15 protein-coding genes are annotated in these 13,684 nt (G+C 49.6%); 5 read left to right on the forward strand and 10 right to left on the reverse strand.

The genetic code is table 11. From position 1 onward, the window contains the following. Positions 1–112 precede the first annotated feature (112 nt). The 3 genes from DBZ16_RS04735 to dnaA all read right to left on the reverse strand — a co-directional run bounded on the left by DBZ16_RS04735 (position 113) and on the right by dnaA (position 3,460). Positions 113–598: a disulfide bond formation protein B gene (locus tag DBZ16_RS04735; protein ID WP_070870308.1), complete on the reverse strand. Its 486-nt coding sequence runs from the start codon at positions 596–598 to the stop codon at positions 113–115. A gap of 59 nt (positions 599–657) precedes the next feature. Beyond that, positions 658–1,761, reverse strand: a complete 1,104-nt coding sequence (gene dnaN, locus DBZ16_RS04740; protein ID WP_003758101.1) for a DNA polymerase III subunit beta — start codon at positions 1,759–1,761, stop codon at positions 658–660. Between the two features lie 148 nt (positions 1,762–1,909). After that, complete coding sequence (gene dnaA / locus DBZ16_RS04745) at positions 1,910–3,460, reverse strand: chromosomal replication initiator protein DnaA (protein ID WP_107813155.1); 1,551 nt, start codon at positions 3,458–3,460, stop codon at positions 1,910–1,912. Between dnaA and DBZ16_RS04750 the strand changes: the two genes are divergently transcribed. The 5 genes from DBZ16_RS04750 to yidC all read left to right on the forward strand — a co-directional run bounded on the left by DBZ16_RS04750 (position 3,459) and on the right by yidC (position 6,338). After that, the gene (locus tag DBZ16_RS04750; RefSeq protein ID WP_159070300.1) at positions 3,459–3,839 is read left to right on the forward strand and encodes a hypothetical protein; all 381 of its coding nucleotides are present in this window, start codon (positions 3,459–3,461) and stop codon (positions 3,837–3,839) included. The two genes, dnaA and DBZ16_RS04750, sit on opposite strands and share 2 nt — an antisense overlap. A gap of 46 nt (positions 3,840–3,885) precedes the next feature. After that, the gene (gene rpmH / locus DBZ16_RS04755; protein WP_002214728.1) at positions 3,886–4,020 is read left to right on the forward strand and encodes a 50S ribosomal protein L34; all 135 of its coding nucleotides are present in this window, start codon (positions 3,886–3,888) and stop codon (positions 4,018–4,020) included. A 2-nt stretch (positions 4,021–4,022) separates the two neighbouring features. After that, positions 4,023–4,361, forward strand: a complete 339-nt coding sequence (gene rnpA, locus DBZ16_RS04760) for a ribonuclease P protein component (RefSeq protein ID WP_107813157.1) — start codon at positions 4,023–4,025, stop codon at positions 4,359–4,361. Continuing rightward, on the forward strand, positions 4,361–4,582 hold the full coding sequence (yidD, locus tag DBZ16_RS04765; RefSeq protein WP_003762642.1) for a membrane protein insertion efficiency factor YidD: 222 nt from the start codon (positions 4,361–4,363) through the stop codon (positions 4,580–4,582). The genes rnpA and yidD overlap by 1 nt, the downstream gene beginning before the upstream one ends. Before the next feature lie 112 nt (positions 4,583–4,694). Next, positions 4,695–6,338 (forward strand): membrane protein insertase YidC, encoded by a 1,644-nt coding sequence (gene yidC / locus DBZ16_RS04770; protein ID WP_107813158.1) that lies wholly within the window; start codon positions 4,695–4,697, stop codon positions 6,336–6,338. A gap of 93 nt (positions 6,339–6,431) precedes the next feature. Here the strand turns inward: yidC and DBZ16_RS04775 are convergent, their stop codons facing one another. The 7 genes from DBZ16_RS04775 to DBZ16_RS04810 form a co-directional block, all read right to left on the reverse strand. Further along, positions 6,432–7,148 (reverse strand): YwqG family protein, encoded by a 717-nt coding sequence (locus DBZ16_RS04775; RefSeq protein WP_107813159.1) that lies wholly within the window; start codon positions 7,146–7,148, stop codon positions 6,432–6,434. Positions 7,149–7,349: 201 nt separating this feature from the next. Beyond that, positions 7,350–7,760 carry a ClpXP protease specificity-enhancing factor gene (locus DBZ16_RS04780; RefSeq protein WP_107813160.1) on the reverse strand — a complete coding sequence of 137 codons (411 nt, stop codon included), beginning with the start codon at positions 7,758–7,760 and terminating at the stop codon, positions 7,350–7,352. Positions 7,761–7,778: 18 nt separating this feature from the next. Continuing rightward, positions 7,779–8,384 carry a glutathione S-transferase N-terminal domain-containing protein gene (locus DBZ16_RS04785; RefSeq protein ID WP_003762636.1) on the reverse strand — a complete coding sequence of 202 codons (606 nt, stop codon included), beginning with the start codon at positions 8,382–8,384 and terminating at the stop codon, positions 7,779–7,781. Between the two features lie 394 nt (positions 8,385–8,778). Then, entirely contained in the window at positions 8,779–9,528 is a 750-nt protein-coding gene (locus DBZ16_RS04790; RefSeq protein WP_107813161.1) for a lysophospholipid acyltransferase family protein, read from the reverse strand. A gap of 105 nt (positions 9,529–9,633) precedes the next feature. Then, the gene (locus DBZ16_RS04795; RefSeq protein ID WP_049230384.1) at positions 9,634–10,383 is read right to left on the reverse strand and encodes a GNAT family N-acetyltransferase; all 750 of its coding nucleotides are present in this window, start codon (positions 10,381–10,383) and stop codon (positions 9,634–9,636) included. A 294-nt stretch (positions 10,384–10,677) separates the two neighbouring features. Beyond that, complete coding sequence (locus DBZ16_RS04805) at positions 10,678–12,648, reverse strand: transferrin-binding protein-like solute binding protein (protein WP_107813162.1); 1,971 nt, start codon at positions 12,646–12,648, stop codon at positions 10,678–10,680. A 212-nt stretch (positions 12,649–12,860) separates the two neighbouring features. Then, positions 12,861–13,484, reverse strand: a complete 624-nt coding sequence (locus tag DBZ16_RS04810) for a biliverdin-producing heme oxygenase (protein WP_107813163.1) — start codon at positions 13,482–13,484, stop codon at positions 12,861–12,863. Positions 13,485–13,684 lie beyond the last annotated feature (200 nt).

The raw sequence follows: 13,684 nt of genomic DNA on the forward strand, positions 1-13,684 counted from the left end.
TATTGAATTGCAAACCCGTGATTATACAACGGGAACATATAGTTACCAAATACAACAAAGGTCGTCTGAAAACCATATTTTCGGTTTTCAGACGACCTTTTCATCTTTACTGTTATTTGGTTTTAAACCAGGCGAACCACACCAATACAATTACAAAACCGAAATAGGCGATGCTCCAGTACGGCAATGCAATGCCCAGCAGATAGTCCGGCACGGCACAATCGCCAAAGCCACGCACAATCGGTTCAAACCAGTCAAACAGCGGCCAGTCTTTTAAACGGAAAGTCCACGGCGCCCCGCAGGACGGCGCACTGCCGGGCGGCAGGCTTTGCAGCCACAATTGATAGGCAGCAACGCCCGCGCCATACACCGCTGGCACACTGACCAACAAGGCGCTAAACAGCCTGCTCAACTTAGAAGCCTGACGGGAAAAGGCTGCTGCCAAAGCCACCAACCCGACCGCCAAAACCGACAAACGCTGCAAAATACACAAAACGCAGGGATCCATCCCCAAAACATATTGCGAGACAAACGACCCGCAGGCAGCCAAGATCGATAAAACAACCAGAAAAAAGATAGTTTTTCTAAAAAAATTCATAACCTTAAACTTTCCAATTATTCAGACGACCTTTTACCGATTTCAAAACAACTGCCGCATCAGATGCGCATCGGCATGACGATGTATTTGAAGTTCGGATTATTCGGCACGGTAAACAAGGTCGAGCGGTTGGCATCGCCGAAGGCAAGCTGCATATCGTCGGAATGGATGTTGCGCAACACGTCCATCAGATAGCCGATGTTGAAACCGACTTCGAGTTCGCCGCCTTGGTAGGCGATCTCGAGTTCTTCGCGGGCTTCTTCCTGCTCGTTGTTGCTGCACACGACACTCAAGAGGCCTGGTTGCAGGAACAGGCGCGCGCCGCGGAATTTTTCGTTGGCAAGGATGGCGGCACGTTCAAGCGCGCCCAAAAGTTGGGTACGGGAAACGAGGAAGATTTTGTCGTTGTCCAGCGGGATGACGCGGTTGAAATCGGGGAATTTACCGTCGATGACTTTGCTGACGATGGTCGTACCGTTGCATTGGAAGCGTACTTGGTTGTTGAGCAATTCGACGCTGATGGGTTCGGACGGGTTGTTCAGCAGTTTGAAGAGTTCCAAAACGGTTTTGCGCGGCAGGATGACTTCGGTTTTTGGCAATTCGGCTTCGATTTGGCTGGCGGCGTAGGCAAGGCGGTGACCGTCGGTGGCAACGAGGCGCAGTTGGTTACCTTCAACCTGCATCAGCAAGCCGTTGAGGTAGTAGCGGATGTCTTGCACTGCCATGCTGTATTGGACTTGCGAAAGCATGGTTTTGAAGGTTTCTTGCGACAGGGAAAACGCGGCGCTGATGTCTTCGCCGACGCTCATCAGCGGGAAGTCTTCGGCAGGCAGAGTTTGCAGGGCGAAGCGTGATTTGCCTGCACGCAGGGTCAGGCGGTTGTCTGCCCAGTCTAGCGAAACGATGGCGCTGTCGGGCAAAGCGCGCAGGATGTCTTGGAATTTTTTGGCGTTGGTGGTGATGCGGAAATCGCCCGCCTGACTTTCCGGGCCGGCTGTGTTGATTTGGATTTCCAAGTCGGTCGCCAAAAGTTTGGTTTGACCGTCTTTGCTTTCGAGCAAGACGTTAGAAAGGATGGGCAGGGTATGGCGGCGTTCGACGATACCGGTAACGGCTTGCAGCGGCTTGAGCAGACTGTCGCGGTCGGCTTGTAAAATCAGCATGGTCAATTCCTTTTGAATCGGTTATTTCGGGTGTTTTTGAATCGGGTTCGGCGTGCGCGATGAATAATGCGTCGCCGTTAAAATCAAAGTGTATTTGCGTTTTCAGACGACCTTTTAAGAGAGGGGTCGTCTGAAAGCCGGTTCTGACTCAGTTTTGAATCAGAATCAGGAGTTTTTCGTAATCTTGCGCCAATTCGGGATCTTCTTCGCGCAGTTTTGCTACGGCTTTCACGCCGTGCATGACGGTCGTGTGGTCGCGTCCGCCGAACGCATCGCCGATGGACGGCAGGCTGAGGGTGGTCAGCTCTTTGGTCAGGCTCATGGCGACTTGACGCGGACGGGCAATGTTGCGCGTGCGCTTTTTACCAAGTATATCGCTGATTTTAATACGGTAATATTTGGCAGTCGCGTCGATGATGGTGTCGGCGGTAATGATTTTGTGTTTTTCGGCGATGATGTCCTGCAAAGCCGTGCGCGCCAAATCCATGTCGATAACGGGACGATTCATAAAACGGCTGCTTGCGCTGACGCGGTTGAACGCGCCTTCCAGTTCGCGCACGTTGGAACGAATCAGGTTGGCAACAAACAATGCGGCCTCGTCTTCAATGCTGATGCCTGCCGCTTCTGCCTTTTTCTGCAAAATCGCCACGCGCATTTCCAGCTCGGGCGGCTCAAGTTCCAAAGTCAAACCCCATGAAAAACGCGATTTGAGGCGATCATCCATGCCTTCAATTTTGGCAGGCAACACGTCGCAAGTGAGAATGAGCTGTTTTTTCTCGTTGTGGAAATGGTTGTACAGATAGAAGAATTCTTCCATCGTACGGTCTTTGCCTTTGATGAACTGGATGTCGTCGATAATCAGCAGGTCGTATTGTTTGTATTGCTGCTTGAACACATCGTAAGTGTTGTTGCGCACCGCCTTCATAAAGCTGCGGATATAGTCGTCTGAATGCATATAGCGCACTTTGGCATCAGGACGGTTTTTCAGCAGTTCGTTGCCGATGGCCTGCACCAAGTGGGTTTTACCCAAACCCGTGCTGCCGTACAGGAAAAACGGGTTGTAACCCTGCCCCGGATTCTCCGCAATCGCTTGGGCGGCGGCTGCGGCAAGGCGGTTGCCTTTACCTTCGACCAAGGTATCGAATGTGTAGTCGCGCGACAGATTGGTTTGCTCGTAACGCGCTTCTTCCGCATCGCGCTGCGCTTCCGTTTTGGCTTTGGCAACAACTTTGGATTCTGCGGGCGCAGCGGCAGGATGCTTGTTTTCGTGCGGCAGATTTTTCATGCGCTGCGCCAAAATGTCCGCCGCTGTTTTCGCAACGGAGGGCTTGTCTGCATTTTCAGACGACGTCTCGTCCGAAAAAGATTCTTGCGCGTCCGCTTTCGGCATTTCTTCCGTCAACGCGGTGTGTTCGGACGCAACCGCCTCCGCATTTTCCGCCATTTCATAATGCTGCCCAGCACCCGCCTTAAACGCAAAAGCAGCTTGCAGCGGAGCCAATTCCGCACGCACCACTTCAATTTTGGCGGCAAACTGGCTTTTGAGCATATTGCAGGCAAATTGGTTTTTACCGTAAACCACCCACACGCCGTTTTCCTCGCCCACCGTCAAGGGCGCAATCCATTGCGCGAACTGCCCGGCAGGCAAAATATCGTGAAGTCGGCGGAGGCACTGCGGCCAAAATTCTGCTAGCGTCATGAATAAGCTCGAGTCGTGGAAATCGTTGGAAAGAAACGGAGAAAAACCGTCGGAAATTGCAGCCCTTGAAAATGCGGTTTCAGCCCGAGGGGAAAAGTGTCGCAAATACCGCACAAACCCTATCCGCCAAACCGAACGTCGTCTGAAAATACAATTAAATTATTTTCGGAAAATCATCACGATAAATCCGTATCAACATTTTCAGACGACCTATCGCCCGGCAAAGGGACAGGAATTGCCGATTATACCCACTCCGACCAACTTTATCCACAACCCGCCGGAAATTTTATCCACAAAGTGCCGCGCAAATCCGCAAACCGAATCACCCCGCGCGCCATATCCATTTACTCAACCGAGATTGACAAAAGATGAAAATTAGAGTGTAATTCACGGTTTATTTATCTACCGATTTTTTAGGAAACATCATGAAACGCACTTATCAACCTTCCGTTACCAAACGCAAACGTACCCACGGCTTCCTGGTTCGCTCCAAAACTCGCGGTGGTCGCGCAGTATTGGCAGCCCGTCGCGCCAAAGGCCGCAAACGCTTGGCAGTGTAATTTTGGACTACCGCTTCGGAAAGCAGTACCGCTTATTAAAAACGGATGATTTTTCATCCGTTTTTGCGTTCAAAAACCGGCGCAGCCGCGATTTGCTGCAAGTTTCCCAATCTGCCGACAACGGATTGAACCATCCGCGGCTCGGCTTGGTCGTCAGCAAAAAAACAGCGAAACGCGCGCATGACCGCAACTATATGAAGCGCGTCATCCGCGATTGGTTCAGACTGAACAAAAACAGCCTGCCGCCGCATGATTTCGTCGTACGCGTCCGTTTGGCATTCAACCGGCAAAACGCGGTCGAAGCGCGACACCAATTGGCGCAACTCATGCGCAAACGCTGATGAATACCCTATTGTCCAAATTCATCCTCGCGCTGATACGTTTTTACCAATACGCCATCAGCCCGCTGATACCGCCACGCTGCCGCTATACCCCGACCTGTTCGCAATATGCGGTCGAAGCCGTCAAAAAATACGGCGCATTTAAAGGCGGCTGGCTTGCTCTCAAACGCATCGCCCGCTGCCACCCCTTCGGCGGACACGGACACGACCCCGTCCCGTAATCCGAATCATTCGGATAACTTGATTTCCTTTAATTTCCCGTCGGTTTCTATATAATGCCGTCTGAAGCAGTTTTCATCTCTATTACATACCCGTCAATTCCAGGAATCTCTTATGGATTTTAAAAGACTAGTGGCATTTTTTGCCATCTCGCTGGCAATCTTTGCCGGCTGGGAACATTTCTTCCCCAGCCCAAAACCCAATCCGGCACAACAAGCCGCGCAGCAACAGCAGCAAACCGCAGCAACCGCTGCCGCTGAAGCCGCACTCGCCCCCGCAACGCCGATTACCGTAACGACCGACACCGTCAAAGCCGTCATCGACGAAAAAAGCGGCGACCTGCGTCAAATGACCCTGCTCAAATACAAAGCAAATGGCGACGAAAACAAAGCATTCACCCTGTTTAACGACAGCAAAGAATACACCTACGTCGCCCAATCCGAGCTTTTGGATGCACAAGGTAACAACATCCTGAAAGGCGTCAACTTTACCGCAGCGCAAAAAGAATACAGCCTCAACGGCGACAAAGTCGAAGTCCGCCTGAGCGCGCCTGAAACAAACGGACTGAAAATCGACAAAGTCTATACCTTTACCAAAGACAGCTACCTCGTCAACGTCCGTTTCGACATCACCAACACCAGCGGCAAGCCCGCCAACCTGAGCGCGGACTACCGCATCGTACGCGACCACAGCGAACCCGAAGGTCAAGGCTACTTTACCCGCTCTTTCGTCGGCCCCGTCGTTTACACTCCTGAAGACAAATTCCAAAAAGTCAGCTTCTCCGACTTGGACGACGATGCCAAATCAGGCAAAAACGAAGCCGAATACGCCCGCAAAACCCAAACCGGCTGGCTCGGCATGATTGAACACCACTTCATGTCCACCTGGATCCTCCAGCCTAAAGGCGGACAAAGCGTTTGCGCCGCAGGCGACTGCCGTATCGACATCAAACGCCGCAACGACAACCTCTACAGCGCCAGCGTCAGCGTTCCCCTTGCCGCCATCCAAAATGGCGCGAAAGCCGAAGCCTCCATCAACCTCTACGCCGGCCCGCAGACCACATCCGTCATCGCAAACATCGCCGACAACCTGCAACTGGCAAAAGACTACGGCAAAGTACACTGGTTCGCATCGCCGCTCTTCTGGCTTCTGAACCAACTGCACAACATCATCGGCAACTGGGGCTGGGCAATCGTCGTTTTGACCATCATCGTCAAAGCCGTACTCTACCCGCTGACCAACGCGTCCTACCGCTCGATGGCAAAAATGCGCGCCGCCGCGCCCAAACTGCAAGCCATCAAAGAGAAATACGGCGACGACCGTATAGCGCAACAGCAAGCCATGATGCAGCTTTACAAAGACGAAAAAATCAACCCACTGGGCGGCTGTCTGCCTATGTTGTTGCAAATCCCCGTCTTCATCGGCTTGTACTGGGCATTGTTCGCCTCCGTAGAATTGCGTCAAGCTCCTTGGCTGGGCTGGATTACCGACCTTAGCCGCTCCGACCCCTACTACATCCTGCCCGTAATTATGGCGGTAACGATGTTTGCCCAAACATTCCTCAACCCGCCGCCGACCGACCCGATGCAGGCAAAAATGATGAAAGTCATGCCACTGGTTTTCTCAGCCATGTTCTTCTTCTTCCCTGCCGGTTTGGTACTTTACTGGGTAGTCAACAACCTCCTGACCATCGCCCAACAATGGCACATCAACCGCAGCATCGACAAACAACGCGCCCAAGGCGAAGTGGTTTCCTAACAGCGGTTTGACACACTAAAAAGGTCGTCTGAAAACTTAATTTCAGACGACCTTTTCGTTTGGGAACGTCACAAAACTTGATTGATTGGACATTCAGCAACAATCAAACACAAATGCCAAACGGCTGAAATCACGTTTAGCCAAATCTTCGGGCGTAATGAAGAAATTCGCTACGCCAGAATCGCCCCACATCAGTTTTCCGGTACGGTGGTCTTTTTCATTGATATCAGTGTCTAATTGCAGCAGCAGGATGTATTTGCGCCAGTCGGAATAAGTGATGGTAGCAGGATCGTCAAAATCGGCTTTTTCGTCATACTCAATAAACGGGTCGCCCTGAAGAAAAATCGGAGAACCGCCAATTTTATGTCCTTGAAATTTATTGAAATCTTCATCCTCCTCTTCTTCACTTGCCGCTTGGAAAATCAGCGGAAATTCACCGGAAAACGGCAGACATTCAGAATCGGTTGCCTGATAAGCGGAAAAATCGGTTTGCAATTCGCTCTCGGGCAACAGTTCGGGATAGTACATGATACGCCAACCGGTTTGTTCCGACAGGTTTTCAAAGTCGTAGCCTAAGCCGTAATCCAGCCCATCAACAAAAACTTGCAAGATGCCGCGTTCAGGGAAACCAGGCAACAGCGGCACTTCGGCAAAGTTGATTTGCGCCACCAAGGTCAACGGATGATTTTTCTCTGCGTGATACGGGTATTCGGCGTTTTTTGGCAAGTAGGGCTTACCGCCGACTTTGCTTTGATAAGGCGTGGTGGCGGCGGCTTCGCCCAATGTGAAGCGGACGGTAGGACGGTACATGAGTTTCTCCTATCGGATAGAAAGTATTGAATGGAATAAATTATATCGGATTAAATCAATGTTTACCTGAAATCTCCGAGAGGTCGTCTGAAAGCATAAACTTGCTCAACTAGAGTACGCTTTTGAAATACTCCGCCCTTCCTATCAATATAAAAAGGTCGTCTGAAAACTTAATTTCCGACGACCTTTTACATTTCCAACCTATTTCACAAACTTCAACACCTTGCCGGATTTTGCCGCCGCATCGGTTTCTTGTTTGCTTTCAGTTTCCTGTTCCGGTTGTTCTTTATCGGAAGGTTCATAAGGTTCGACTTCGAATCCCATGCCTTCGCCGCTTTCTCGGGCAAACAGGCTGATAACGTGTCCGACCGGAATCCAAATATCGTGCGCTACGCCACCAAACCGAGCCGAGAAGCTGATCCAATCGTTGTCGATATTCAGATTATGGCTGGCAGTCGGTCCGATATTGAGGACAATCTCATTTTCACGAACATACTGCATGGGAACGCGGGTATGTTCGTTTACCCATGCGACAATGTGCGGCGTTTCATTGTTGTCTGTACACCATTCGTACAAAGCTCGAATCAGATAAGGCTTGGTAGATGTCGTCATGATGAATCCTTTCGGCCTTTAACGGCGCATTGCCTTCTCAGCTGGGGTCATTGCCTCAATGAAGGCTTCGCGTTGGAAGATACGTTCGGCATATTTCAGCAACGGTGCGGCGGATTTGCCGAGTTTGATGTCGTAATGGTCGAGACGCCACAGCAACGGAGACAGCGCCACGTCAATCATTGAGAAATCATCGCCGAGAATGTATTTGTTTTTGGTGAACGCAGGCGCAAGCATGGTCAGACCGTTGCCGATGGCTTCGCGCGCTTTCGCCATTTCTTTATTGGTGGAATTTGGGTTTTCCAATACATGCACCAAGCTGAACAGCTCTTTCTCCATACGGAACAAAACCAATCGTCCGCGACCGCGCATGACGGGGTCGCCGGGCATCAGCTGCGGATGTGGGAAACGTTCGTCTATGTATTCATTGATGATATTGGATTCATAGAGGATCAAATCACGTTCAACCAAAACGGGAACTTGGTTATACGGATTCATTACGGCAAGATCTTCGGGCTTATTGAAAATATCAACGTCTTTGATTTCAAAATCCATGCCTTTTTCGTATAGGACGAAGCGACAGCGTTGGCTGAACGGGCATGTAATGCCTGAATATAATATCATCATGGTATTGGGCTCCTATAAGCATCCCAGACAATCCACTGCCTGAAATTGCAGAATAAAACAATCGCAAAATTATACTCGATTGTATCTAACAATTCCACAAAAAGCGTATATCCTTTTGTTTATCAAAATATTTTTAGTAAAATTTAAAATCCTAAAAAATGATGGATAAACTCGGATTTTTTGCTTTTCTGATGTATCTCGATTTTTATAGCGGGTTTGAATGGAAGCAGGACAAAGCCGCCTCTCCTTCTGTTTAGAGGGAAAAAAATCAGCAGCTTTACCCCCCGCCAACTTACTCCCCAAAGACATAAAAAGGTCGTCTGAAAACGAGTTTGGCATGCTTCGTTACACTTGCCATATCGTTTTCAGACGACCTTTCATTTGTTTTGACTCTTCAGTCCAATTCTTTCAATTTCCGGCTCAAGATGCCGTGTACTTCCTGCGCCGTTTCATAGCGGTCTTCTTTAGCGGGAACCGGCTCCAGGAAATGCAGCTCCACTTTACTGGAAGGCTGGCTGATAATCATGCAGATGGATTGCCACAAGCTGGTATCGCCCACATAAGCCGCCTGAAGGTTCGGACTTGTGCCGTCGGGATTGGGGTAGCGGCAGAGCATGGGGATAATGGGAACGCCTGCATCGTAGGCAGTTTGGAAAAAGCTGGGTTTGAACGGGAGGATTTCGTAACCTTCCGTACTCGTTCCTTCAGGAAAAATAGTCACGGTATCGCCGTTTTTGAGGGCTTCGGTTACGGTAGCGATTTTGGCGGTATTGCCTTTGGTGCCTTTATTGCGTGAAACGTAAACGGTTTGCGCCTGCGTGGCGAGATAGCCGACCACCGGCCATTTGGCGACATCGTCTTTTGCCACAAAGCGACCCGGAAATGCGCCGTTGACCGCCATGATGTCTAGCCAAGAGATATGGTTGCTGATTAACAACTGCGCCTGCCCTTCCTGAGGCAACGTACCGAAGGTTTCCAGCTTCATGCCGCATGAAGCGAGGACGCGCAGCGACCAGATTTGAATGGCACGCAGTTTGCGCCGTTTGCTGTAAAAAGGAAACAGGAAGAACATTTCCGCCATACCGTAAAGCAGGCAGAAGCCGATACAGAGCAGGCGGAAAGTAAAACGTAGTTTGGCAATCATAAGGTTGTGGTGTGTGTATATTGGTATAGGGTGAAATTGCTAAAAATTGTTGATTTCACAATAGTTGAGGTCGTCTGAAAAGGTTTTCAGACGACCTTTTAGTCTTTATAGTCTGGGGGCAAAACGCTGAAGGTAACGGTCTGCCAGACGGGTAATGTCCATCATGATAAGCACGTCGGCGCAGTTGAACGCTTCATCGACACAAGGCTCGCCGCAAAACCATGCGCCTGCGTTGAGGTAACCTTTAATCAGCGGCGGAACATCCGGTTTGTCCGACGGGGTGATTTTGTCCCACTTGAGTGGATTGAGCGGCTTGACGCACCATTTTTCAGGCGCGAGGTATTTGGATTTCAGGGCATGATACAGACCCGCCGCATCGCTGCCGCCGTCGTGCATATCAATGCTGCCGCAGCCTATCATGAAGCGCAGGTTTTCGTCTTTCATGAATTTGACCAAACCCGACCACAAAAGCATGACCAAACCGCCGTTGCGGTAGTCGGGATGGGTGCAGGCGCGACCTAGTTCGACGGTTTGCGGCAAAATGTCTTTCAAAGGGGACAAGTCAAATTCATGTTCGCTATACCAGCCGCCGACTTTTTTGGCGGTTTCTTCGGTAATCAGGCGGTAGCAGCCGATGACGTCTCCAGTTGCGTCGTCAAAAGCCAAAAGGTGGTGGCAATGTTCGTCGTAAGGATCGACATCGCGACCGTCGTCGCTTTCGATTTCTGCACCCAGCTCTTGGGCGAATACTTGATAACGCAAGCGTTGTGCTGCTTCAATTTCCGCCTGCGTTTCCGCAAGGCGCACGCTCAGACCGATTTTGGGGCCGGTTTGGTTGAAACGGCTTTGGGACATGAATTTTCCTGTCTTATACATTGGATAATCGATTTTCGATTATAGCGGATATAGGACGGAATTTATATTGAGTTCGGACAAGTGCAGCAAATTAGGGATGAAATGTCTATGCATAAAGAATTTTTTACAACAGAATGGGTATGGCTGTTTTCAGACGACCCCTCCCCTACTTTGAAAACGTCTTGCATCCCCTTTTCCCAAACTTACTCTAAAAGTCTAAGGTCATCTAAAAATCCTACCCACTCAAAAACAAACCGCCCTTTCAGGCGGTTTGTTTTCAGCTTAAACAGACGGTTATTGTTTTTTACCGCCGAATACACCAAAGGCATTGTCACTCAAAGAACCGTTGTTGCCTGGTGTCTTATTGTAACTGTAACGCCCCGCCATTTCGGCTGCTTTGTCGCCATAGAATCCGCCGGATATAGAACCTTCGACACCGGAATTCCACTTGCCGTTAAAGCTGCTGCCTGAAATACCTGCGGTAAAGGCTTTTTCACCCATATATCGGTTATCGCCACTATTGATTTTACCTGCGATGGTTTTTGCATCAAAATCAACATCGGCGGTAAATGAACCGGTGGTACGATAGGTGTTGCCGGCACCCACCCAGTTTTCCTTATCATCTAAGTTGCGGGCACGGAAATTCAACACATCGCCGGCATATTTGGCAGTACCGGACGGCAGAGAAGCACTCATTTCACCCTGAACAAACAAGGAGTAAGCATTATCGGCAAGTTTTGCCGCACCGAAGACAACATTGCTCAAATTGCCTGAAGCAACAAACGACTTATAGTCTGAGCCCAATTCAGTTTGATGGAGCTTGTTGGTAACAGGTGCCAAAGCGATTGCCGTACCGTTGATAATGACTTTGGTCAAGTCCGCGATATTCGATAAGAAGTATTGCTCGCCTGTTTCGCCTTTTTTCAATTCGGCTGCAGCGGCATCAACTTTAGGCTGAGTTACAGGCGCATCAGGTTTGGCAACCGGCGCATCAGGCTGTCCGCCTGCTTGAGCTGCTGCATCTCGGCGTTTTGCACCAAACACACCGCGCGCCACTACGTCTTCATCACGTTGGTTTTTGCCTGCCGCACTATATGTACCGGCAAGTTGGTCTGCCTTCGCGCCAAAGAATCCGCCTTGCATCGTACCTTGCTTGTTGGAGAAGGTGTTGCCGTGCAAATCGCCATTGAAAGACAGATTTTCCGCCATATCGCGCGCATTGGATTTGACGACACCTGCAATCCTGTTGCCACCGCTACCACCGCCAACCGTTTGATCGGAATAGCGGTTGATGCCGACATTGATGGTTTTTTGGTCGAAATTGACTTTTGCGGTAACATCGGTTGCTCTGGCGGCAGGATACAGGTTTTCCAATTTAGATGCAGAGCTTGTATCAGGAAGCTCGTTTAACAAGCTGGTATTGACCGGCAATCCGTTTGCAAAATGCAAACCGATACCTTTATAAGTAGCTTCGCCTTTTTGAGCGGCAACAGTATCGCTTCCGGTAGGAGTACCTTGTACAAATAAAGCTTGTTTGAAATCACGCAGGTTGGTTACATCGGCAACACCGCCGTAACGAACGTCAGGCAGCAGGTCGCCGCTGTGTACCGCATATTGTGCTGCATCGGCTTTACCGCCGTTCGTACTTCTTTCGCCCAACGTGAACTCACCTGCTTTAACGTCTTTGGTATTAATGGCGACACCATCAAGTACGACGCTGTTTTTATCCGAGGCAGTCGGAGCTTCGGTTTTTGCATATTCCAAATCGCCGGTTTCACGTTTTTTCGCTACCAAGACACCGCCATCCAAAGCCTTGCCCATTACTTTGCCTTCGCCGCCAAAACCTTGACCTGAATTGGCCTCATTGGCTTTCTTAGCTTCTTCGGCTTTCTTGGCTTCTTCAGCTTTCTTGGCTTCTTCAGCTTTCTTGGCTTCTTCAGCTTTCTTGGCTTCTTCAGCTTTCTTGGCTTCTTCAGCTTTCTTGGCTTCTTCAGCTTTCTTGGCTTCTTCAGCTTTCTTGGCTTCTTCAGCTTTCTTGGCTTCTTCAGCTTTCTTGGCTTCTTCAGCTTTCTTGGCTTCTTCAGCTTTCTTAGCGTCTTCAGTTTGTTTTGAATCACCTCCTCCGCCCGAGCCGGAATTATTGCCCGGCTGTTGCGGGGTCGGTGCAGGCTGTGCAGATGGCGTGCCACCACCGCTTGAACCGCATGCACTCAATGCGATACTGCAGGCAATCGCCAACATACTTAATTTAAATGATTCCTTCATGGTCAAACTCCTGAATGTGACAATAGCATTTTGGAATGATGCTGATAAAATATTTGATAATTATTTACATCAAACCAATTAAAATATACCGCAAATGCGGATAACCAAACGGTACTAAACTTGCATCAGTATGAAGGTCGTCTGAAAACAGAATTTATGAATCCGTGCATACAGATGTGTTTCAGACGACCTCTACTTATATCGTCAAACCATTAATGACGATGCGGAACAAAGCCTTCCGGAGCTTCCGCACCTGCAGGCAGGTCAAATGTTTCGCGCAGAACGACTTTATAGAACGCAAATGCATCTTTTGCGCCTTGAATCGCTTCGGCTTCAGCTTCAGGGCTTAAACCCAAAGCATTCAGATGCTCGACAAAGGCACGCCAATGTTTGCCGCGGCCGTTCGGATGGGGAGCGAGGTGGCGCGCGCCGTGTTCGCCGGTGTAATCCAGCTTTTGCGCGTGTTTAAACAAAAATGCTGCGCCCAAATTGGAACCTTCGGCGCAATACAGCCAACCGATGGCTTTGTTGCCGGTTTCGTGCGGCAGCGGTTTGCCGTATTCGTAAGGTTTGTCGCCCAAATCCGCCAAGTCTTGCGTTACCGCGTCGTAACGCGCCATGTATTCCAGCTCGGGAATGGCTTTGTTCAACTCCGGGTCTTTATAGATATGATCGACCGCTTTGTGGAACACGGATTGCAGTTTCAAAAATTTGATGTAGTTCTCTTTGTTGGTAAACGGCTCGACAGACATAACCAAGTTGTCCACGCTGTCGTGAACGGTGGTGGTTTGCTCTTTCAGACGTTTGGCAAAAGTCAGCTCTTGTGTTTCGCTCATGTGAATATCCTTTGATAATCTACAAAATTCAATGAATGTTTTAATAAAACCCGCACAGCGGGTTTTCAGACGACCTCAAATGAAGACCGCCCCGAATCAATAAAAAATTAACTGATGAAAAATCTGTATCTAGAAATGGAAATTAAGATACTTCGACATTGACTCGTTTACAAACGAAGATTGTCATATTACAAAACAAT

The organism is Neisseria sicca (assembly GCF_003044565.1).
Taxonomy (GTDB): domain Bacteria; phylum Pseudomonadota; class Gammaproteobacteria; order Burkholderiales; family Neisseriaceae; genus Neisseria; species Neisseria sicca_A.

Coding starts and splice junctions, on each gene's coding strand:
- DBZ16_RS04810 (WP_107813163.1), bottom strand. CDS start 13,484: ATGAGCGAAACACAAGAGCTGACTTTTGCCAAACGTCTGAAAGAGCAA.
- dnaA (WP_107813155.1), bottom strand. CDS start 3,460: ATGACGCTAGCAGAATTTTGGCCGCAGTGCCTCCGCCGACTTCACGAT.
- DBZ16_RS04785 (WP_003762636.1), bottom strand. CDS start 8,384: ATGATGATATTATATTCAGGCATTACATGCCCGTTCAGCCAACGCTGT.
- yidC (WP_107813158.1), top strand. CDS start 4,695: ATGGATTTTAAAAGACTAGTGGCATTTTTTGCCATCTCGCTGGCAATC.
- DBZ16_RS04790 (WP_107813161.1), bottom strand. CDS start 9,528: ATGATTGCCAAACTACGTTTTACTTTCCGCCTGCTCTGTATCGGCTTC.
- DBZ16_RS04735 (WP_070870308.1), bottom strand. CDS start 598: ATGAATTTTTTTAGAAAAACTATCTTTTTTCTGGTTGTTTTATCGATC.
- dnaN (WP_003758101.1), bottom strand. CDS start 1,761: ATGCTGATTTTACAAGCCGACCGCGACAGTCTGCTCAAGCCGCTGCAA.
- DBZ16_RS04750 (WP_159070300.1), top strand. CDS start 3,459: ATGAATAAGCTCGAGTCGTGGAAATCGTTGGAAAGAAACGGAGAAAAA.
- DBZ16_RS04795 (WP_049230384.1), bottom strand. CDS start 10,383: ATGTCCCAAAGCCGTTTCAACCAAACCGGCCCCAAAATCGGTCTGAGC.
- rpmH (WP_002214728.1), top strand. CDS start 3,886: ATGAAACGCACTTATCAACCTTCCGTTACCAAACGCAAACGTACCCAC.
- DBZ16_RS04780 (WP_107813160.1), bottom strand. CDS start 7,760: ATGACGACATCTACCAAGCCTTATCTGATTCGAGCTTTGTACGAATGG.
- DBZ16_RS04775 (WP_107813159.1), bottom strand. CDS start 7,148: ATGTACCGTCCTACCGTCCGCTTCACATTGGGCGAAGCCGCCGCCACC.
- DBZ16_RS04805 (WP_107813162.1), bottom strand. CDS start 12,648: ATGAAGGAATCATTTAAATTAAGTATGTTGGCGATTGCCTGCAGTATC.
- yidD (WP_003762642.1), top strand. CDS start 4,361: ATGAATACCCTATTGTCCAAATTCATCCTCGCGCTGATACGTTTTTAC.